This is a genomic window from Georgenia sp. Z1344 (genome assembly GCF_057652375.1).
In genome coordinates this window covers 2,427,584-2,444,982 of sequence record NZ_CM172728.1, presented here as the reverse complement: position 1 = coordinate 2,444,982, position 17,399 = coordinate 2,427,584, and the positions used below count along the sequence as shown (strand labels likewise).

At 71.9% G+C, this 17,399-nt stretch carries 25 protein-coding genes; 1 reads left to right on the top strand and 24 read right to left on the bottom strand.

Annotation, left to right across the window (positions count from 1 at the left end):
* Positions 1-61: 61 nt before the first annotated feature.
* From rpsI to AC24FB_RS11155, 3 genes are all read right to left on the bottom strand, one after another.
* Positions 62-553, bottom strand: a complete 492-nt coding sequence (rpsI, locus tag AC24FB_RS11165) for a 30S ribosomal protein S9 (protein ID WP_425713552.1) — start codon at positions 551-553, stop codon at positions 62-64.
* A 29-nt stretch (positions 554-582) separates the two neighbouring features.
* The gene (gene rplM / locus AC24FB_RS11160) at positions 583-1,041 is read right to left on the bottom strand and encodes a 50S ribosomal protein L13 (RefSeq protein ID WP_425713553.1); all 459 of its coding nucleotides are present in this window, start codon (positions 1,039-1,041) and stop codon (positions 583-585) included.
* 230 nt (positions 1,042-1,271) lie between these two features.
* Positions 1,272-2,204 (bottom strand): tRNA pseudouridine synthase A, encoded by a 933-nt coding sequence (locus AC24FB_RS11155; RefSeq protein WP_425713781.1) that lies wholly within the window; start codon positions 2,202-2,204, stop codon positions 1,272-1,274.
* 165 nt (positions 2,205-2,369) lie between these two features.
* Here AC24FB_RS11155 and AC24FB_RS11150 point away from each other — a divergent pair, with 165 nt between their 5' ends.
* Positions 2,370-2,951, top strand: coding sequence for a hypothetical protein (locus AC24FB_RS11150; protein WP_425713554.1), 582 nt, complete (start codon positions 2,370-2,372; stop codon positions 2,949-2,951).
* Positions 2,952-3,194: 243 nt separating this feature from the next.
* On the opposite strand, the gene rplQ is transcribed toward AC24FB_RS11150, so the two are convergent.
* The 21 genes from rplQ to rpsQ all read right to left on the bottom strand — a co-directional run bounded on the left by rplQ (position 3,195) and on the right by rpsQ (position 17,398).
* On the bottom strand, positions 3,195-3,842 hold the full coding sequence (gene rplQ, locus AC24FB_RS11145) for a 50S ribosomal protein L17 (protein ID WP_425713555.1): 648 nt from the start codon (positions 3,840-3,842) through the stop codon (positions 3,195-3,197).
* 42 nt (positions 3,843-3,884) lie between these two features.
* The gene (locus tag AC24FB_RS11140) at positions 3,885-4,907 is read right to left on the bottom strand and encodes a DNA-directed RNA polymerase subunit alpha (protein WP_425713556.1); all 1,023 of its coding nucleotides are present in this window, start codon (positions 4,905-4,907) and stop codon (positions 3,885-3,887) included.
* Positions 4,908-5,086: 179 nt separating this feature from the next.
* On the bottom strand, positions 5,087-5,494 hold the full coding sequence (gene rpsK / locus AC24FB_RS11135; RefSeq protein WP_425708312.1) for a 30S ribosomal protein S11: 408 nt from the start codon (positions 5,492-5,494) through the stop codon (positions 5,087-5,089).
* A 74-nt stretch (positions 5,495-5,568) separates the two neighbouring features.
* A complete protein-coding gene (rpsM, locus tag AC24FB_RS11130) occupies positions 5,569-5,943 on the bottom strand; it encodes a 30S ribosomal protein S13 (protein WP_425713557.1) in 375 nt (124 codons plus the stop codon).
* Between the two features lie 141 nt (positions 5,944-6,084).
* Positions 6,085-6,198 (bottom strand): 50S ribosomal protein L36, encoded by a 114-nt coding sequence (gene rpmJ / locus AC24FB_RS11125; RefSeq protein ID WP_100421663.1) that lies wholly within the window; start codon positions 6,196-6,198, stop codon positions 6,085-6,087.
* A gap of 76 nt (positions 6,199-6,274) precedes the next feature.
* A complete protein-coding gene (infA, locus tag AC24FB_RS11120; protein ID WP_043501486.1) occupies positions 6,275-6,496 on the bottom strand; it encodes a translation initiation factor IF-1 in 222 nt (73 codons plus the stop codon).
* Between the two features lie 614 nt (positions 6,497-7,110).
* Entirely contained in the window at positions 7,111-9,576 is a 2,466-nt protein-coding gene (locus AC24FB_RS11115) for a LuxR C-terminal-related transcriptional regulator (protein ID WP_425713558.1), read from the bottom strand.
* 269 nt (positions 9,577-9,845) lie between these two features.
* Positions 9,846-10,631 carry a type I methionyl aminopeptidase gene (gene map / locus AC24FB_RS11110; protein WP_487561462.1) on the bottom strand — a complete coding sequence of 262 codons (786 nt, stop codon included), beginning with the start codon at positions 10,629-10,631 and terminating at the stop codon, positions 9,846-9,848.
* Positions 10,632-10,686: 55 nt separating this feature from the next.
* Positions 10,687-11,262, bottom strand: coding sequence for an adenylate kinase (locus tag AC24FB_RS11105; protein ID WP_425713560.1), 576 nt, complete (start codon positions 11,260-11,262; stop codon positions 10,687-10,689).
* Complete coding sequence (secY, locus tag AC24FB_RS11100; RefSeq protein ID WP_425713561.1) at positions 11,259-12,545, bottom strand: preprotein translocase subunit SecY; 1,287 nt, start codon at positions 12,543-12,545, stop codon at positions 11,259-11,261. Before secY ends, AC24FB_RS11105 begins: the two co-directional genes overlap by 4 nt.
* Before the next feature lie 225 nt (positions 12,546-12,770).
* The gene (gene rplO / locus AC24FB_RS11095) at positions 12,771-13,241 is read right to left on the bottom strand and encodes a 50S ribosomal protein L15 (protein WP_425713562.1); all 471 of its coding nucleotides are present in this window, start codon (positions 13,239-13,241) and stop codon (positions 12,771-12,773) included.
* Positions 13,242-13,243: 2 nt separating this feature from the next.
* The gene (rpmD, locus tag AC24FB_RS11090; RefSeq protein ID WP_425713782.1) at positions 13,244-13,426 is read right to left on the bottom strand and encodes a 50S ribosomal protein L30; all 183 of its coding nucleotides are present in this window, start codon (positions 13,424-13,426) and stop codon (positions 13,244-13,246) included.
* Positions 13,426-14,136, bottom strand: coding sequence for a 30S ribosomal protein S5 (gene rpsE / locus AC24FB_RS11085; RefSeq protein WP_425713563.1), 711 nt, complete (start codon positions 14,134-14,136; stop codon positions 13,426-13,428). The genes rpmD and rpsE overlap by 1 nt, the downstream gene beginning before the upstream one ends.
* A gap of 29 nt (positions 14,137-14,165) precedes the next feature.
* A complete protein-coding gene (gene rplR / locus AC24FB_RS11080) occupies positions 14,166-14,537 on the bottom strand; it encodes a 50S ribosomal protein L18 (protein ID WP_425713564.1) in 372 nt (123 codons plus the stop codon).
* A 2-nt stretch (positions 14,538-14,539) separates the two neighbouring features.
* A complete protein-coding gene (rplF, locus tag AC24FB_RS11075) occupies positions 14,540-15,079 on the bottom strand; it encodes a 50S ribosomal protein L6 (RefSeq protein ID WP_425713565.1) in 540 nt (179 codons plus the stop codon).
* Positions 15,080-15,098: 19 nt separating this feature from the next.
* The gene (gene rpsH, locus AC24FB_RS11070; RefSeq protein ID WP_425713566.1) at positions 15,099-15,497 is read right to left on the bottom strand and encodes a 30S ribosomal protein S8; all 399 of its coding nucleotides are present in this window, start codon (positions 15,495-15,497) and stop codon (positions 15,099-15,101) included.
* Between the two features lie 58 nt (positions 15,498-15,555).
* Positions 15,556-15,741: a type Z 30S ribosomal protein S14 gene (locus tag AC24FB_RS11065; protein WP_425713567.1), complete on the bottom strand. Its 186-nt coding sequence runs from the start codon at positions 15,739-15,741 to the stop codon at positions 15,556-15,558.
* Between the two features lie 3 nt (positions 15,742-15,744).
* Positions 15,745-16,311 (bottom strand): 50S ribosomal protein L5, encoded by a 567-nt coding sequence (gene rplE / locus AC24FB_RS11060; RefSeq protein WP_425713568.1) that lies wholly within the window; start codon positions 16,309-16,311, stop codon positions 15,745-15,747.
* A gap of 1 nt (position 16,312) precedes the next feature.
* Entirely contained in the window at positions 16,313-16,654 is a 342-nt protein-coding gene (rplX, locus tag AC24FB_RS11055) for a 50S ribosomal protein L24 (protein ID WP_425713569.1), read from the bottom strand.
* Positions 16,654-17,022 (bottom strand): 50S ribosomal protein L14, encoded by a 369-nt coding sequence (gene rplN / locus AC24FB_RS11050; RefSeq protein ID WP_425713570.1) that lies wholly within the window; start codon positions 17,020-17,022, stop codon positions 16,654-16,656. The genes rplX and rplN overlap by 1 nt, the downstream gene beginning before the upstream one ends.
* 79 nt (positions 17,023-17,101) lie before the next feature.
* Positions 17,102-17,398, bottom strand: coding sequence for a 30S ribosomal protein S17 (rpsQ, locus tag AC24FB_RS11045; protein WP_425713571.1), 297 nt, complete (start codon positions 17,396-17,398; stop codon positions 17,102-17,104).
* Between the last annotated feature and the right edge of the window lies 1 nt (position 17,399).

Sequence of the window (17,399 nt, the reverse complement as noted above, 5' to 3'; positions counted from 1 at the left end):
CGCGCGGGGGTGGACGACGACGGCCCCGTCCCCAACCGGGACGGGGCCGTGGCCGAATGGATCAGCGCTTGGAGTACTGCGGCGCCTTGCGGGCCTTCTTGAGGCCGGCCTTCTTGCGCTCGATGGCGCGGGCGTCACGCGTGAGGAACCCGGCCTTCTTCAGCTCGGCGCGGTTCGCGTCGCGGTCGATGACGTTGAGCGCGCGGGCGATACCGAGGCGCAGCGCGCCGGCCTGGCCGGACGTACCGCCACCGGCGATGCGCGCGTGGACGTCGAAGCGACCGTCGAGGTCGAGCAGCGTGAACGGCGAGCGCGCGAGCTGCTGGTGGAGCTTGTTCGGGAAGTACTCCTCGAGCGTGCGACCGTTGATGGTCCACTCCCCCGTACCCGGGACGAGCCGGACGCGGGCCACGGCCTCCTTGCGGCGGCCCAGGGCCTGGCCGGGGGCGGTGATCGACGCGCCGGCACCCTCGGGGGCGGACTCGCTCTCGGACGTGTAGCTGGCGGGCACGTCGTCTGCGTCGACGTCGAACTCGGTGGTGGGCTCGGCCACGGTTCTCCTCGTGGGTCTCGGTGGTGGGCTCAGGCCTTGGCGGGCTGCTGAGCGACCTGGTCAATGACGAACGGCTGCGGCTGCTGGGCCGCGTGCGGGTGCTCGGGGCCCGCGTAGATCTTGAGCTTGTCGAGCTGCTGACGACCCAGGGTCGTCTTCGGCAGCATCCCGCGCACGGCGCGCTCGACGGCGCGCGTCGGGTGCTTGGCGAGCATCTCGACGTAGGTGGTCGACTTGAGCCCGCCCGGGAAGCCCGAGTGGGTGTAGGTCTTCTTGTCCGCCAGCTTGGCGCCGGTCAGCGCGACCTTGTCGGCGTTGATGACGACGACGAAGTCACCGCCGTCGACGTGCGGGGCGAAGGTCGGCTTGTGCTTCCCACGGAGCAGGGTGGCGACCTGGGAGGCCAGACGGCCCAGGACCACGTCGGTGGCGTCGATGACGTGCCACTGCCGCGTGATGTCGCCGGGCTTGGGTGTGTACGTGCGCACGGGCGTATGCCTCACTACTACTGTCGGCGTTCTTGACGAACGGGTGCGGCGCTCGTGGGCGCCACCACCAATGGTCGGTTGCTTCGTGCCGCGGTCATCCTCGGCGCGGCTCCGGCGAGTGGGAGGCACCGGGCGCACGAGGGACGTACGACGACTCCCCAGGGTAGCCCACCCGCGCCGGGCGCGGGAGACCCCGCACCTCGCAGAGGTCGTGACGGTGGACACCACGCCTACTCCTCCAGCGTCCGCACCCGCCGGGCCGCCGCCGCCCTCACGGCCAGCCGGCTGTCGTCCGGGTACCCGACCTCCTCGAGCGTGAGCCCGTGCGCCGGCGCGACGTCGACGCCCGCCGTCCGGCTCCGCAGCGCGAGCGCCTCCGCGGGCCACCCCGGGTCGCGCCGCCCCTCCCCCACGGCCAGCAGCGCGCCGGCGAGCGAGCGGACCATCGAGTGGCAGAACGCGTCGGCGCGCACGGAGAGCACGAGGAGCCCGGCGTCCGCGCCGCTCGCCGCCCGCTCGACGGCGGCGGACTCGAGGGTGCGGATCGTCGTCGCGCCCTCCCGGGGGCGGCAGTAGGACAGGAAGTCGTGCTCGCCGACGAGGCCGGTCGCCGCCCGTGCCATCGCTCGCTCGTCGAGCGGGCGCGGGTGCCACAGCACGGTGCCGCGCCGCCCGGGGTCGCGGGTGGCCGCCGCGTCGCTCACGCGGTACCGGTAGCTGCGCCAGGTGGCCGAGAAGCGTGCGTCGAAGCCGTCGGGGGCCGGTGCAGCACCCCGCACGACGACGTCGCTGCTCCCGCGCGGTCCGCCCGCCGCCTTGGCGAGGACACCGGCGAGGCGCGCGACGAGGGCCTCGCCCGGGGTGCGGCCCGAGCGTCCGGGGACGGCGTCCCAGGCCTCGCGAGGGACGTCGACGTGCGCCACCTGGTGGTGTGCGTGCACGCCGGCGTCGGTCCGCCCCGCCACGGTGAGCCTCAGACCCGGCACGCGCAGCACCGTGGTCAGTGCCGCCGTCAGCTCGCCCTCGACGGTGCGCAGGCCCGGTTGCGCCGCCCAGCCGGAGAAGTCCGTGCCGTCGTAGGCGAGGTCGAGGCGGACGCGCACCGGGTCGACGGGGGGTTCGCTCTCCACCCGAGCAGGGTAGTCGGGGGCCGCCCCACCCATCCGTGCCCGCGCGACCACGCACGGGTCTCTGGCGCCGGATGAACGCCTCCACCACGAGATGAGGGGACCTTCACATCGCTCTCCCGGTCTTCACCGATCGCTTCGGCAGAGTTCAGGTCATCGAGAGACCCCGTCCCCCCGGACGGCCGACGAAGGAGAGAGATCATGAGCAAGAAGCTGTGGATCACCACCGGCACCCTGTCCGCCGTGGCCATCATCGCGGGCGGCTCGCTCGCCGTCGCCGACGACCGCGACGACCGGGACGACCGACCCGCGGACCGCACCCCCGCGTCGCAGCGGCAGACCGTGTCCGGCCCGTCGGCACCGTCGCCCTCCTCGGCACCGTCCGCGCCGTCGGCACCGCGCGTCGAGCTGCTCGGCCCGGGCCGCCTCGCGCTGCCCGAGTCCGCCTACAGCACGCGCACCGCGGTGAGCACGGTCAGCGCTCCCAGCCAGGCCTCGGCCGTCTCGGCCGCGAGCCCGGCGCCGGCCCCGTCGCCCGCCTCGGCGCAGTCCGCGCCGTCGGCACCGTCGCCGGCCCCCGCGCCGCGCCAGCAGGCCCCCGCGCCCGCACCGGCTCCCCGTCCCGCGCCCGCCCCGGCACCGGCTCCCGCGCCTGCCCCCGCGCCGCGTCCGGCTCCGGTCTCGGCAGACTCGGGCTGGTCGGCCGACTCCCCGGCCTCCGCCCCGAGCGCGAGCTCCCCGGACTCCCCCGACTCGGCCCCGAGCGCCGACTCGGGCGACTGACCACGCCCGTGGCCGCGAGCCACGCGCGTGCCGCGACCGGGGTCTGAGGGGTCCCCGGTCGCCACCGGCCGGAAGCGGTGGTTCCTGAGGGGGTTCCGCCGGCACGGGCGGTCGACGACCGCGGCGCTCCGGCGTCGCGGCCGTCGTCGTGCGGGCACACCCGCCGGTCCACGACGCTCGAACGCCGGAGGGCGGACCACCCATCGGTGGTCCGCCCTCCGGCGTCTCTGCTGAGCCCGAGCGTCAGGCCTTGTCGGCGTCCGCCTCGCCGTCGGTCGCCTCGCCGTCGGTCGCCTCGTCGGCGTCCACCTCCGTCGCCTCGGCTGCGGGCGCATCGGCCTCGACAGCCTCGACGTCGGCGGTGTCGCCGGCATCGGCCTCGATCGACTCGGCGGAGGTCGGGACCTCCACGGCGGTCTCCTCCGAGCTCGTGTCCCCCGAGCTCGTGTCCTCGGCAGCCGGCGCCTCGGCGGCCGGGGCCGCCTTCTGCGCAGCCTTCGTGGCCTCCTTGACGACGGCCTGCTTCGGCGAGACCGGCTCGAGGACGAGCTCGATGACCGCCATGGGGGCGTTGTCGCCCTTGCGATTGCCGACCTTCGTGATGCGCGTGTATCCGCCGTCGCGGTCGGCCATCTTCGGGGCCGTCTCCGCGAACAGTGTGTGCACGACGCTCTTGTCCGACAGGTGCGTCAGCACCCGGCGGCGCGAGGCCAGGTCGCCGCGCTTGGCGAACTGGACGAGGCGCTCGGCCAGCGGCTGGACGCGCTTGGCGCGCACGACCGTCGTCGTGATGCTGCCGTGCTCGAACAGGGACTGCGCGAGGTTGTCGAGCATGTGGCGCTCGTGCGACGGGCTACCACCCAGACGCGGACCCTTGGCGGGCTTGGGCATGATGACTCCTTGAGTGAATACGGTGCGCGATGGGCGGTGGGATCAGGCGGGGTTCTCGGCGGAGAACCGGATGTCCCCGTAGTCGTCGTCCGCCTCGGTGCCGCGGTGCTGGGCCAGGTCGAAGCCCGCGGGGCTGTCCTTGAGACCGAGGCCGAGCGTCTGCAGCTTCTCCTTGATCTCGTCGATCGACTTCGCGCCGAAGTTGCGGATGTCGAGGAGGTCCGCCTCCGAGCGGGCGACGAGCTCGCCCACGGAGTGGATGCCCTCGCGCTTGAGGCAGTTGTAGGAGCGCGACAGCAGGCCGAGCTCCTCGATCGGGAGCGCCATGTCCTGGGCGAGCTCGGTGTCCATCGCCGACGGGCCGATCTCGATGCCCTCGGCCTCGACGTTGAGCTCGCGCGCGAGGCCGAACAGCTCGACCAGCGTCTTGCCGGCCGAGGCCAGCGCGTCGCGCGGGGTGATCGCGCTCTTGGTCTCGACGTCGACCACGAGCTTGTCGAAGTCCGTGCGCTGCTCGACACGGGTCGCCTCGACCTTGTAGCTGACCTTGAGCACCGGCGAGTAGATCGAGTCGACCGGGATGCGGCCGATCTCGGCGTCGATCGACTTGTTCTGCTGCGCGGAGACATAGCCGCGGCCGCGCTCGACGGTGAGCTCGATCTCGAGCTTGCCCTTGTCGTTGAGCGTGGCGATGTGCAGCTCGGGGTTGTGCACCTCGACTCCGGCGGGCGGCGTGATGTCCTCGGCCGTCACCGTGCCGGAACCCTGCTTGCGCAGGTACATGACGACGGGCTCGTCGTTCTCCGAGGAGACGACGAGGTTCTTGATGTTGAGGATGATCTCGGAGACGTCCTCCTTGACACCCGGCACGGTCGAGAACTCGTGCAGCACGCCGTCGATGCGGATCGACGTGACGGCGGCACCGGGGATGGAGGAGAGCAGGGTGCGACGCATCGAGTTGCCGAGCGTGTAGCCGAAGCCGGGCTCGAGGGGCTCGATGACGAAGCGCGAACGCTGGTCGTCGACGACCTCTTCGGTGAGAACGGGGCGCTGTGCGATGAGCACGGTCGATCATTCCTTTCGCGCGGGCGTCCGCTATATGACGCCTCGCAGGGCCGCGCGGACTCGGTCCGTCCGCGCGGGTCGTGCGGCAGACCGCCCCAGGGGGGCGGTCGACCCCGGTACCGCCGACGACGACGAACGACGCGCGCTCGTCCCCGCCCGCGGCACCGGGGTGCGGTGTCTCAGACCCGGCGGCGCTTCGGCGGGCGGCAGCCGTTGTGCGCCTGCGGGGTGACGTCCTGGATCGAGCCGACCTCGAGACCCGTCGCGGTGAGCGAGCGGATCGCGGTCTCACGGCCGGAGCCGGGGCCCTTGACGAAGACGTCGACCTTCTTCATGCCGTGCTCCTGGGCGCGGCGGGCGGCCGCCTCGGCCGCGAGCTGCGCCGCGAACGGCGTGGACTTGCGGGAGCCCTTGAAGCCGACCTGGCCGGACGACGCCCAGGCGATGACCGCGCCGGACGGGTCCGTGATGGAGACGATCGTGTTGTTGAACGTCGACTTGATGAAGGCGTTGCCGGCGGAGACGTTCTTCCGCTCCTTGCGACGCGGACGACGCGCGGCCGTCGAGGTACGAGCCTTGGGAGGCATGGGTGGTTCCGTTCTCGCGAGGGTGGGTGATCGGGGAGGCGCTCACGCCGCGGGGCGGGCGCCGTCGGGTGTCGCTACTTGGTCTTCTTCTTGCCGGCCACGGTCTTCTTCGGGCCCTTGCGGGTGCGCGCGTTGGTCTTGGTGCGCTGCCCGCGGACAGGAAGGCCGCGACGGTGGCGGATGCCCTGGTAGCTCCCGATCTCGACCTTGCGACGGATGTCCGCGGCGATCTCGCGCCGCAGGTCACCCTCGATCTGGTAGTTGCCCTCGATGAAGTCGCGCAGGGCGACGAGGTCGGCGTCCGTCATGTCCTTGACGCGCAGGTCCGGGCTGACCCCGGTCGCCTCGAGCGCCTTGGCCGCACGGGTACGGCCGACGCCGTAGATGTAGGTGAGCGCAACCTCAAGCCGCTTCTCGCGGGGGAGGTCGACGCCGGAAAGACGTGCCACTCGAGTTCTCCTCGATCGTTCCGGAGGTCCGATCACCCCGACCTCCCGCCTGCTGCGGGCCCCGGCCTCCGGACCGGGGGTGGCACGCGCGCGGCGTGCTGTCGGAATGTCGCCGGCCGGGTACGGCCGACTTCCAGGGGATCAGCCCTGGCGCTGCTTGTGACGAAGGTTGTCGCAGATGACCATGACGCGACCGTGGCGACGGATCACCTTGCAGTTGTCGCAGATCTTCTTGACGCTGGGCTTGACCTTCATGGCGCTTCCTTCATCGTCGCTCGCCCGCCGGCCCGGATCGGGCTCGGGCGGCGTCGACGCTCGAGATGTGGATGGGTTACTTGTAGCGGTAGACGATGCGGCCGCGGGTGAGGTCGTACGGGCTGAGCTCGACCACGACCCGGTCCTCGGGGAGGATCCGGATGTAGTGCTGACGCATCTTGCCCGAGATGTGAGCGAGGACCTTGTGCCCGTTGCTCAGCTCAACCCGGAACATCGCGTTCGGGAGCGCCTCGACGACGCTTCCCTCGATCTCGATGACCCCGTCCTTCTTCGCCATGTGCTCCGCTCACGTCGTGGGTGGTGGTACGACCGCGCCGCGCGGTCGCACAGCCGTGCCGAGACACGACTATGCCCAGCGAGCAATCCTACGCCATCGCTCCTCGCCGCGGAACTGCCCGTCGCGGTGAGCCAGCGCACGTCCGGCGCCGGTCCCGGCCGTGCCTCCGCCGGGCCGGGCGCGGGGGCGCTCGACCCGTGGGTTCCCGGGCCGGCCGGGCGCGGGGGCGCTCGACCCGTGGGTTCCCTGGCCCGGCCGGGCGCGGGGGCGCTCGACCGGGGGACCCGTGCGGGGCGGGGGTGGGGGCGCCCGGCGCCCCCACCCCCTCGGACGACGCTGTCCGGCACGGCCCCCGCCGCCCGGAGACGTCCGTCCGGGCACGGTTGCCGGGCCCTTCCCTTCCCTGCAGCCGTGGAACCGCCGGCACGACCTCGGCCGGCGGGGGACCGTGTCTGCGGCGCCCCACGCACAGTCAAGCCCGCGCCGACCGGCAGGTGGAGGGGGAGGCGCATGGACTCCGGTCGACCCGGTGCGAGAGTGGGGTCCGGATCGCGTCCAGGTGGCGTCCAGACGGTGTCCGGGGGCGTCCGGTCCGACGCCGCCGACCACCACGCTCAGGCGTCGTCGCCCGTGCCCGGCAGCAGACCGAGGCGCTGCGCCCGCTCGATCGCCGCGGCGCGCGTCGTGACGCCGAGCTTGCGGTAGAGCGCGGAGGTGTGGGTCCGGATCGTCGACGGGGCCACGACGTAGGTCCGCGCGATGGCGGGCACCGTCGCGCCCTTGGCGAGCTCGGTGAGGACCTCCAGCTCGCGCGCCGTCAGTCGCACCTCGTCCTCGGGGGCCGGGAAGACCCCGCGGTGCTCGTGCAGGAGCGGGACGTCGAGGTCACCGAGCGCCGGTGCCGCGAGCTCGACGATGTCGGGCGCCACGTCCGCCGGCAGCATGAGGAACGGTCGGACGATCCGGTGCTCGACGGCGAGCGCGACCGCCTCCCTCACCGCCTCGGACAGGACGTAGAGGAGGCCGGAGCGCTTCGCGGCGGCGGCCCGTCCCAGCCAGAGCTCGATCGCGTACCGCGGCGCCACCGACTCGTCGATCGTCTCGGTCCGGCGCAGGACCTCCGCGACGTCCCCGCGCGCGAGGAGCAGCCGGACCCGGACGGGCTCGAGCAGGACCGATGCGTACGCGCCCGCGTGGGCGGAGTCGATCCACGAGCCCGCCGCGGTCGTGTGGCCGAGCGCGAGGCAGAGGTCGGCAGCCGAGCTGTGCATGAGGATGCGGGCGACGGGGATCTCGGTGGCCGACCGGGCGACGATCGCGCGGCGCTCGACCTCCGCGAGCATCGGGGCGGCCTCACCGCGCAGGAGCGCGATCCCGGTGAGGACGAGCACGAGCCCGCCCTGCAGCCCGGCGTCCGTCGTCGCGTCGAGGAGCCTGCGCACGACGTCCGCCTGGTCCGTGGCTCCCTCCTCCGCGCCGCGCCCCGTCCCGGCGGCGACGGGGCCGAGGCGGTCGAGCTCGTCGGCGATCCGGGCGAGCGTGCCGGCGACGACGACGGACTCGGTCGCGGGGTCTCCCGCGACTCCGACCAGGGCGCGGCCCTCCCCCTCGACCTCCCCCGCGTCCGGCGCGTCACCGGGGCGCTCGACGCGCCTGACCCACTCCAGCGCGGCGGTCGTGTTGCCGACCAGGGTGAGGGCCAGCGACAGCCCGGCCACGACGGCGCGGTCGCTCGCCCAGACGGGCGTCTCGTCGTCGGGCCCGGGGGTGAACTTCAGCGCCTGGTGCGCCGCGATCGTCGCCGTCACACCGTCGGCGGCCCGCAGGCGCGACACCGCGACGAGGGCGAGGGTCTTGCGCCAGTCGAGCAGGTCGATGCCGCGCTCGCCGGCCGCCGGCAGCGGCCCCATCGACGCCGCGGGCGGGCTCGCCGGGATCCGGGCGGCCATGAACTCGCCCATCCAGCTCGGCGGGAGGCCCGGGCCGAGGAGCTCGCGGCCGACGAGCAGCCTCGGGTCCCCGCGCACCTCCGACTCCGGCGCACGCACGGCGACCGAGTGCAGGGCGTCGCAGTGGTCGCGGACGAGGGCCTCCCAGTGCTCGTGGACGACGCCGCGGACCACCGCCCAGTCGCCGGCCTCGGTGGCGAGCAGCAGGGTCTCGCGCACGTCGCCCTCGGCACGCGCCCGCTCGAGGAGCTTCCGGGCGAGGCCACGCAGGTGGTCGGGGTGCGACTCCCGGAACGCCCGCATCCCGATCCGGCGGATCCCCGGCGCGAACACGAAGGCGTCGCCGTCCGGTCGCACGACCCCCAGGCCCTCGACGCGTCGGACCACGGACGAGGCGTCGAGCCCGCCGAACAGCTCGTCCGTCACCCAGTTCGTGATGCGTTCGGGCAGCATGAGCCCCGCGTAGCCCCCGGAGGTCATCGCCGAGAAGTCGGTCATGACGTGGGCGGACAGGCGGGTGAGGACGTCGTAGCTCGCGGCGCCTGACCCACCGGTGACCTCCCCGAAGAGGGCGCCGCGGACGAGCCCGGGCCAGCCGGCGAAGTCGTCGACCATGCGCTGGGCGTGCTCCGTGCTGATCTCCACCCCCATCCGTCGGCCGATCTCCACGGTCCGGTCCGCGTCGAGCCGCAGGTGCTGCCCGGTGATGATGACGGAGTCGGGCGCCAGCGGGGCGAGCGTGACCAGCGGGCGCGAGTCGCGGGACATGAGCACGAGATTCGGCCCGTCCCACGCCTCGGCGGTCTCGAGCAGGACCCCGACGGCGTCCGGGGAGAGCTCACCGACCCCGTCGAGCACGAGGGTCGGGCGCTCGGTCGGGTCGGTGGCGACCTCCCGCAGCTGGGCGAGGTAGATCTCGACGTCGCTGCCGCTGACGGGGGCCTCGCCCACCGCCACCCAGTGCACGGGGCCGCCATGGCCGCCCGCCGACGACAGGCGCGACGCCATGAGTGAGGTCTTGCCCCAGCCACGCGGGGCGTGGACCAGGGTGAGCGCCGGGAGCGGGTCGAGCTGTGCCGCCGCGGCGGGCGGCATCCGGTATCCGACGGATACGCGGGGCATGCCGCTCATCGACCGGCTCCTGTCAGTGGTAGGGGGGCACCAGGGGCCCGACTCGGCCCGGTCGCGCACGGCAGCGCCCCACCGGGCTGAGCGTTCGGTTGCTCGGCCCGGCGGGTCTGCACGGCGATGGAGCCACGCAAACCATGACCTCCCGGGGGTGAGGTGTGCACACCGTAGCGCCGCTCACACCGCCAGGGGAAGCGTTCACCGGATCTCGGATCCGCATCGGTCGCCGGGTACTCGCCCGCCACTGCCGCAGGTCGAGGTGGACGCGGCGGTCAGGCGTCGAGCGGGACGACCTCGATGCCACGCGCGGCGAGCTCCGCGGCCCCGCCGTCGGGTGCCGTCAGCACCCACGCGCCCCGCGAGTGGACGGCGACGGTGTGCTCCCAGTGCGCGGCGCGGGACCCGTCCAGGGTGACCACGGTCCACTCGTCGTCGAGGATGGTGTTGTCCTGGGAGCCCACGGTCAGCAGCGGCTCGACGCAGACGACGAGACCCGGACGCACCGGGTTGCGCGGGACGCGGGAGCGGTGGTTGACGACGTCGGGCGCCATGTGCATCGCGGTGCCGATGCCGTGCCCGATGTAGTCGCGCACGACGTCGTGGGTCGTGCCGTGCTCGGCGTCGTAGGCCTCGACCTCGTCGCGGACCGCGTGGCCCACGTCCGTCACGTGCCCGCCGCGGGCGATCGACGCCACGCCGGCCCACATCGCGCGGCGCGTGGCCTCGACGAGGTGGGCGTCGCGCTCGCTCGGCTCCCCCACCGTGGTCGTGAACGCCGCGTCGCCGTGCCAGCCGTCGACGACGGCGCCGGCGTCGACCGACACGACGTCGCCCTCGACGAGCGGTCGGTCGTCGGGGATGCCGTGGACGACCCGGTCGTTGACCGAGACGCAGATGTGCCGGGGAAAGCCGTGGTAGCCGAGGAAGTTGGACTCCGCGCCGTGCTCGCGCAGCACCGCCGCCGCGACGTCGTCGAGGTCGACGGGGGTGCGCCCGGGCGCGATCGCGTCGCGCACGGCCGCATGGATCGCGGCCACGACGAGTCCCGGGGTCCGCATCGACCGGATCTCGGCGTCGGACTTGTACTCGATCTTTCCGCGCACGACCGCAGCCTCAGCGCGCCGACGGGAGGGCGGCAAGGAGGCGCTCGGTCACCGACTCGATGTCTCCCATGCCGTCGACCTGCACGAGCAGGCCCCGGTCGGCGTAGATCTGGGCCAGGGGCGCGGTCTGCTCGGCGTAGACCTCGAGGCGACGTCGGATGACGACCTCCGTGTCGTCCGCGCGGCCCTGCTCCTTCGCGCGCTGCAGCAGGCGGGTGACGACCTCGTCGGTGTCGGCCGTCAGCTCGACGACCACGTCGAGCTGGGTGCCGGCCGCGGTGAGCATGCCGTCGAGCTCGGCCACCTGGTCGGCCGTGCGCGGGTAGCCGTCGAGGAGGAAGCCGCCCTGGGCGTCCTCCTCGGCCAGGCGGTCCCGCACCATCGCGTTGGTGACCTCGTCGGGCACGTACTCGCCCGCGTCCATGTAGCGCTGCGCGCGCCTGCCGAGCTCGGTCTGCTGGGCGACGTTCTGCCGGAAGATGTCGCCCGTCGAGATGGCGGGCACGCCCAGCGCGTCGGAGATCCGGCCGGCCTGGGTGCCCTTGCCGGCTCCCGGGGGGCCGAGGAGGACGAGTCGAGAGGTCATCGCAGGAACCCTTCGTAGTGGTGCTGCTGGAGCTGGGAGTTGATCTCCTTGACGGTCTGCAGACCGACGCCGACGACGATGATGATCGACGTCCCGCCGAACGGCAGCTGGGTGACGTTCATGGCGGCCAGCGCGATCGTCGGGATGAGCGCGACGATCGTCAGGTAGATGGCGCCGACGGTCGTGATGCGCGTGGTGACGTACCGCAGGTACTCGGCGGTCGGGCGGCCGGCACGGATGCCGGGGATGAAGCCGCCCGCGCGCTTCATGTTGTCCGAGATCTCCTCGGGGTTGAACGTGATCGACGTGTAGAAGAACGCGAAGAACAGGATCATCACGGCCATGAGGATCATGTAGCCGGCGCTCTGCGGCGAGAAGTTGACGAGCACCCACTGCACCCAGCCCTCGGTGGGGTCGCCGAACTGCGCCGCCATCGTCGGCAGCATGAGGATCGACGACGCGAAGATGACCGGGATGACGTTGGCCATGTTGATCTTCAGCGGGATGTAGGTCGAGGAGCCGCCGTAGGTGCGTCGCCCGACCATCCGCTTGGCGTACTGGACGGGGATGCGGCGCTGGCTCTGCTCGACGAACACGATGACGAGGGTGATGACGAGCAGCAGCCCGACGATGAGCGCGAAGCGGCCGACGCCGCCGTCGCCACGGCCCACGGTCAGCATGGCCGACGGGAACGAGGCGGCGATCGAGACGAAGATGAGGAGCGACATGCCGTTGCCGACGCCGCGCTCGGTGATGAGCTCGCCGAACCACATGATGAGGACCGTGCCCGCGGTCAGCGAGATGACGGTGACCAGCAGCGCGATCGGCGAGGTGTCGGGGACCGGGTCGACCGGGCAGCCCGGGAAGAGCCCGTTGTTCGCGACGGTGACGACGACGGCGGACTGCAGCAGCGCGAGGCCGACCGTGAGGTACCGGGTGTACTGCGTGAGCTTGGCCTGCCCGGAGGAGCCCTCCTTGTGGAGCTCCTCGAACCGCGGGATGACCACGCGCATGAGCTGCGTGATGATGCTGGCGGTGATGTAGGGCATGACACCGAGGGCGAAGACCGAGAGCTGGAGCAGCGCCCCGCCGGAGAAGAGGTTGATCATCCCCATGAGGTCGTTCTGCTGCGCGGCGCCGAGGCACTGCTGGACGTTCGGGTAGCTCACGCCCACGGCGGGGACGAACGCCCCGATCCGGTAGATCGCGATGATCCCCAGCGTGAACAGCAGCTTGCGCCGAAGGTCCGGAGTCCGGAACGCCTGGAGGAATGCGCTCAGCACCTAGTTCGTCTCCTGATCATGGTCGTCGACCGGCTGCGCGGTGAGCGAGCGGTCCGCGGCGCACGGAGCGCCTGGGTCACCCTACCTGCCGCCCCAGGACCTCTCGGGCGCCGGGGTCGGGGCTGGACGTGACGTAGATCCCCCTCCCCGCGTCGGGCCTGGTCCGGGGACGACGAAGGGCGACCCGGCCTGGCCGGGTCGCCCTTCGTCACGTGCGGGTCGGTGTCACGCGGTGGTGACCGTGCCGCCCGCCGCCTCGATCTTCTGGCGCGCGGACGCCGAGGCCTTGTCGACGCTCAGCGTGAGCGCGACGGACAGCTCGCCGTCGCCGAGCACCTTGACCGGCCGGCCCTTGCGGACCAGGCCCTTGGCCACGAGCTCCTCGACACCGACCGTGCCGCCGTCGGGGAAGCTGGCGCCGAGCGCGTCCAGGTTGACCACCTGGTACTCGACGCGGAACGGGTTCTTGAACCCGCGCATCTTCGGCAGCCGCATGTGCAGCGGCGTCTGGCCACCCTCGAACCCTGCGGGAACCTGGTAGCGCGCGCCGGTGCCCTTGGTGCCGCGGCCGGCCGTCTTGCCGCCCTTGCCACCCTCACCACGGCCGACCCGCGTGCGCGCGGTCTTCGAGCCGGGGGCGGGACGCAGGTGGTGGACCTTGATCGGGCGCGAGGCGCCCGTCGTCTCCTCCGACATGGTCAGTCGACCTCCTCGACGGTGACGAGGTGCGCCACCGTGCTGATCATGCCGCGGACCTCGGGGCGGTCCTCGCGCACGACCGACTGGCCGATCTTGCGCAGGCCGAGGCTCCGCAGCGTGTCCTTCTGGGACTGCTTGCCACCGATGGTGGACTTCGTCTGGGTCACCTTGAGCTGGGTCATCACGCGGACACCCCCGCCACGGCGGCCTCGTTCTCGGCCTTGGCGGCGTCGTCGGCCTTCGCGTCGCGCTCCTTGGCCTCACCCTCGGCGCGCGCCCGAAGCATCGCCGCCGGGGCGACGCGCTCGAGCGGCAGGCCGCGGCGAGCGGCCACGGACTCGGGCTGCTCGAGGTTCTTCAGCGCCTGCACCGTCGCGTGGACGATGTTGATCGCGTTCGAGGAGCCGAGCGACTTGCTGAGGATGTCGTGGATCCCGGCGCAGTCGAGGACGGCGCGGACGGGACCGCCGGCGATGACTCCGGTACCCGGCGCGGCCGGGCGCAGGAAGACGACGCCCGCGGCGTCCTCGCCCTGCACGGTGTGCGGGATCGTGTTGCGTACGCGCGGCACCTTGAAGAAGTTCTTCTTGGCCTCCTCGGTCCCCTTGGCGATCGCCGCGGGCACCTCCTTGGCCTTGCCGTAGCCGACGCCCACGGTGCCGTCGCCGTCGCCCACCACGACCAGCGCGGTGAAGCTGAAGCGGCGGCCGCCCTTGACGACCTTGGACACGCGGTTGATGGTCACCACGCGCTCGATGTACTGGCTCTTCTCCTCGCGACGGTTGTCGCGCCCACCCCGGCGGTCGCCGCGGCCGCGGCGGTCGTCACGGCCCTCCGTGGACCCGCCGGTCGTGGCCGAGCCGGAGCTTCGGTCTCGCTGCTGTGCAGCCATGTGTCTCTCCTTGAGCTCTCTACTCGGGGTCAGAGTTCCAGGCCCGCGTCGCGGGCGCCGTCGGCGACGGCGGCCACGCGGCCGTGGTACTTGTTGCCGCCGCGGTCGAAGACCGCGGCCGTGACACCCTTGGCCTTGGCGCGCTCGGCCACGAGGCGGCCGACCGTGCGGGCCTTCTCGACCTTCTCCGCACCGGCGGAGCGGAGGTCGGCCTCGAGCGTGGACGCCGAGGCGAGCGTGATGCCGGCCGTGTCGTCGACCAGCTGCGCGACCATGTGGCGCGAGCTGCGGGTGACGACGAGGCGCGGACGGGTGGCCGTGCCGTGCACGTGCTTGCGCACGCGCAAGTGGCGACGGGAGCGGGCGACGCGGCGCCCCTTGCCCTTGATCGTGATCGCCATCGTTACTTACCAGCCTTTCCGACCTTGCGGCGGACCTGCTCGCCCTCGTACCGCACGCCCTTGCCCTTGTACGGCTCGGGCTTGCGGATCTTGCGGATGTTCGCGGCGGTCTCGCCCACGAGCTGCTTGTCGATGCCCGAGACCTTGATCTTGGTGGGGCCCTCGACGGTGAACGTGATGCCCTCCGGCGGGGAGACGACCACGGGGTGGGAGAAGCCGAGGGCGAACTCGAGGTTCGATCCCTTGGCGACGACGCGGTAACCCGTGCCGACGATCTCCAGGCCCTTGGTGTAGCCGTCCGTCACGCCGATGACCATGTTGTTGATCAGCGTGCGGGTGAGGCCGTGCAGCGAGCGGGACTCACGCTCGTCGTCCGGACGCGAGACGACGATCGCGCCGTCGTCGTCGCGGGCGACGGTGATGGGCTCCTTGACCGTGTGCGACAGGGTGCCCTTGGGGCCCTTGACGGACACGGCGGGACCCTCGATGGTGACCTCGACGCCCGAGGGCACGGAGACCGGGTACTTTCCGATGCGGCTCATAGTGTGACTTCCTTCCCGATCACCAGACGTAGGCGAGGACTTCCCCGCCCACGCCCTTGTCGCCGGCCTCACGGTCGGTCAGCAGACCGGAGGAGGTGGACAGGATCGCCACACCGAGGCCGCCCAGGACGCGCGGCAGGTTCGTGGACTTCGCGTAGACGCGGAGCCCGGGCTTCGACACGCGGCGGACGCCGGCGAGCGAGCGCTCACGGTTCGGGCCGAACTTCAGCGCGAGCACGAGGGTCTTGCCGACCTCGGCGTCCTCCACGCTGGAGCCGGCGATGTAGCCCTCGGCCTGCAGGATCTCGGCGATCGCGGCCTTGAGCTTGGAGTAGGGCATCGACACCGACTCGTGGTAGGCCGAGTTGGCGTTGCGCAGACGCGTCAGCATGTCTGCGATGGGATCGGTCATGGTCATGGTGGGCAGCAGCCCTTCCTCGTCGCGGTTTCCGTCTCGGACCTGCGACGTCAGTGAATTACCAGCTGGACTTGGTGACGCCGGGGAGCTGGCCGCGCAGGGCCATCTCGCGCAGGCAGACGCGGCACAGGCCGAACTTCCGGTACACGGAGTGCGGACGTCCGCAGCGCTGGCACCGGGTGTAGCCGCGCACCTTGAACTTCGGGGCGCGCGAGGCCTTCTGCTTGAGAGCGGTCTTGGCCACGGATCAGTCCTCCTTGAAGGGGAAGCCGAGGCGCTTGAGCAGCGAGCGCCCCTGGTCGTCGTTGATGGCGGACGTGACCACGGTGATGTCCATGCCGCGGACCCGGTCGATGGCGTCCTGGTCGATCTCGTGGAACATCGACTGCTCGTTGAGACCGAAGGTGTAGTTGCCGTTGCCGTCGAACTGCTTGGCGCTGAGCCCGCGGAAGTCGCGGATGCGCGGCAGGGCGATCGACAGCAGGCGGTCGAGGAACTCCCACATGCGGTCGCCGCGCAGCGTGACGTGCGCGCCGATCGGCATGCCCTCGCGCAGCTTGAACTGCGCGATGGAGCGCCGGGCCTTCGTGACCTGCGGCTTCTGGCCGGTGATGAGGGTGAGGTCGCGGATCGCGCCCTCGATGAGCTTGCTGTCGCGCGCGGCGTCACCGACACCCATGTTCACGACGACCTTGACGAGGCCGGGAACCTGGTTGATGTTGGCGTGGCCGAACTCCTCGCGCAGGCCGGCCTTGATCTCGGAGCGGTAGCGCTCCTTGAGGCGCGGCGACGCGACGGTGGTGGTCTCGGTCATGTCAGACGTCCTTACCGGAGCGCTTGGCGATGCGGACGCGCACGTTGCGCTCGCGTCCGTCGCGCTCCACCTGCTCGGTGCGGTACCCCACGCGGGTGCCCTTCTTCGTCTCCGGGTCCACGAGCATGACGTTGCTGACGTGGATCGGCGCCTCGACGGTCTCGATGCCGCCGGACGTGCCGCCCGACGAGGACTGGCCGACCTTCGTGTGGCGGGTGACGCGCTGGACGCCCTCGACGATCAGGCGGTCCTTGGCCACGTCGACCTTGAGGACACGGCCCTGCTTGCCCTTGTCGCGGCCGGCGATGACGACCACGAGGTCGCCCTTCTTGATCTTCGCCATCACAGCACCTCCGGCGCCAGGGAAATGATTCGCATGTACTTCTTGTCGCGCAGCTCGCGGCCGACCGGGCCGAAGATGCGGGTGCCGCGCGGGTCGCCGTCGGCCTTGAGGATGACGGCGGCGTTCTCGTCGAAACGGATGTAGCTGCCGTCGGGACGACGACGCTCCTTGCGGGTGCGGACGATGACCGCCTTGACGACGTCGCCCTTCTTGACGTTGCCGCCCGGGATGGCGTCCTTGACGGTGGCGACGATGACGTCGCCGATGCCGGCGTAGCGTCGGCCGGAGCCACCGAGCACACGGATGCAGAGGATCTCCTTCGCACCCGTGTTGTCGGCGACCTTGAGCCGCGACTCCTGCTGGATCATTCTTTACTCCTGTCGTCGTGCCGGTTCTCGCCGGGCGAGCCTGGCCGAACGGATGTGATGGTGGGTCGGGAGACCCGCGTCAGCGGGCCTTCTCGATGATCTCGGTGACGCGGTAGCGCTTGGTGGCGGACAGCGGCCGGGTCTCCATGATCCGGACCAGGTCGCCCACGCCGACCTCGTTGTTCTCGTCGTGCGCCTTCACCCGCTCGGTGCGGCGCAGGACCTTGCCGTAGAGCGCGTGCTTGACGCGGTCCTCGACCTCGACGACGACGGTCTTGTCCATCTTGTCCGACACGACGTAGCCGCGACGGGACTTGCGGTAGTTCCGCTCGTCCTCGGTCGCCTGCTCGACGGCGGAGCTCGTGTTCTCGCTCATG

Bases quoted from the DNA above. Each gene is read 5' to 3' on its own strand.
- AC24FB_RS11155 (WP_425713781.1), bottom strand. From the start codon at position 2,204: ATGGGTGGGGCGGCCCCCGACTACCCTGCTCGGGTGGAGAGCGAACCC.
- AC24FB_RS11150 (WP_425713554.1), top strand. From the start codon at position 2,370: ATGAGCAAGAAGCTGTGGATCACCACCGGCACCCTGTCCGCCGTGGCC.
- rplQ (WP_425713555.1), bottom strand. From the start codon at position 3,842: ATGCCCAAGCCCGCCAAGGGTCCGCGTCTGGGTGGTAGCCCGTCGCAC.
- rpsK (WP_425708312.1), bottom strand. From the start codon at position 5,494: ATGCCTCCCAAGGCTCGTACCTCGACGGCCGCGCGTCGTCCGCGTCGC.
- rpmJ (WP_100421663.1), bottom strand. From the start codon at position 6,198: ATGAAGGTCAAGCCCAGCGTCAAGAAGATCTGCGACAACTGCAAGGTG.
- infA (WP_043501486.1), bottom strand. From the start codon at position 6,496: ATGGCGAAGAAGGACGGGGTCATCGAGATCGAGGGAAGCGTCGTCGAG.
- AC24FB_RS11115 (WP_425713558.1), bottom strand. From the start codon at position 9,576: ATGAGCGGCATGCCCCGCGTATCCGTCGGATACCGGATGCCGCCCGCC.
- map (WP_487561462.1), bottom strand. From the start codon at position 10,631: ATGCGGACCCCGGGACTCGTCGTGGCCGCGATCCATGCGGCCGTGCGC.
- AC24FB_RS11105 (WP_425713560.1), bottom strand. From the start codon at position 11,262: ATGACCTCTCGACTCGTCCTCCTCGGCCCCCCGGGAGCCGGCAAGGGC.
- rplO (WP_425713562.1), bottom strand. From the start codon at position 13,241: ATGTCGGAGGAGACGACGGGCGCCTCGCGCCCGATCAAGGTCCACCAC.
- rpmD (WP_425713782.1), bottom strand. From the start codon at position 13,426: ATGACCCAGCTCAAGGTGACCCAGACGAAGTCCACCATCGGTGGCAAG.
- rpsE (WP_425713563.1), bottom strand. From the start codon at position 14,136: ATGGCTGCACAGCAGCGAGACCGAAGCTCCGGCTCGGCCACGACCGGC.
- rplR (WP_425713564.1), bottom strand. From the start codon at position 14,537: ATGGCGATCACGATCAAGGGCAAGGGGCGCCGCGTCGCCCGCTCCCGT.
- rplF (WP_425713565.1), bottom strand. From the start codon at position 15,079: ATGAGCCGCATCGGAAAGTACCCGGTCTCCGTGCCCTCGGGCGTCGAG.
- rpsH (WP_425713566.1), bottom strand. From the start codon at position 15,497: ATGACCATGACCGATCCCATCGCAGACATGCTGACGCGTCTGCGCAAC.
- rplE (WP_425713568.1), bottom strand. From the start codon at position 16,311: ATGACCGAGACCACCACCGTCGCGTCGCCGCGCCTCAAGGAGCGCTAC.
- rplX (WP_425713569.1), bottom strand. From the start codon at position 16,654: ATGGCGAAGATCAAGAAGGGCGACCTCGTGGTCGTCATCGCCGGCCGC.
- rplN (WP_425713570.1), bottom strand. From the start codon at position 17,022: ATGATCCAGCAGGAGTCGCGGCTCAAGGTCGCCGACAACACGGGTGCG.
- rpsQ (WP_425713571.1), bottom strand. From the start codon at position 17,398: ATGAGCGAGAACACGAGCTCCGCCGTCGAGCAGGCGACCGAGGACGAG.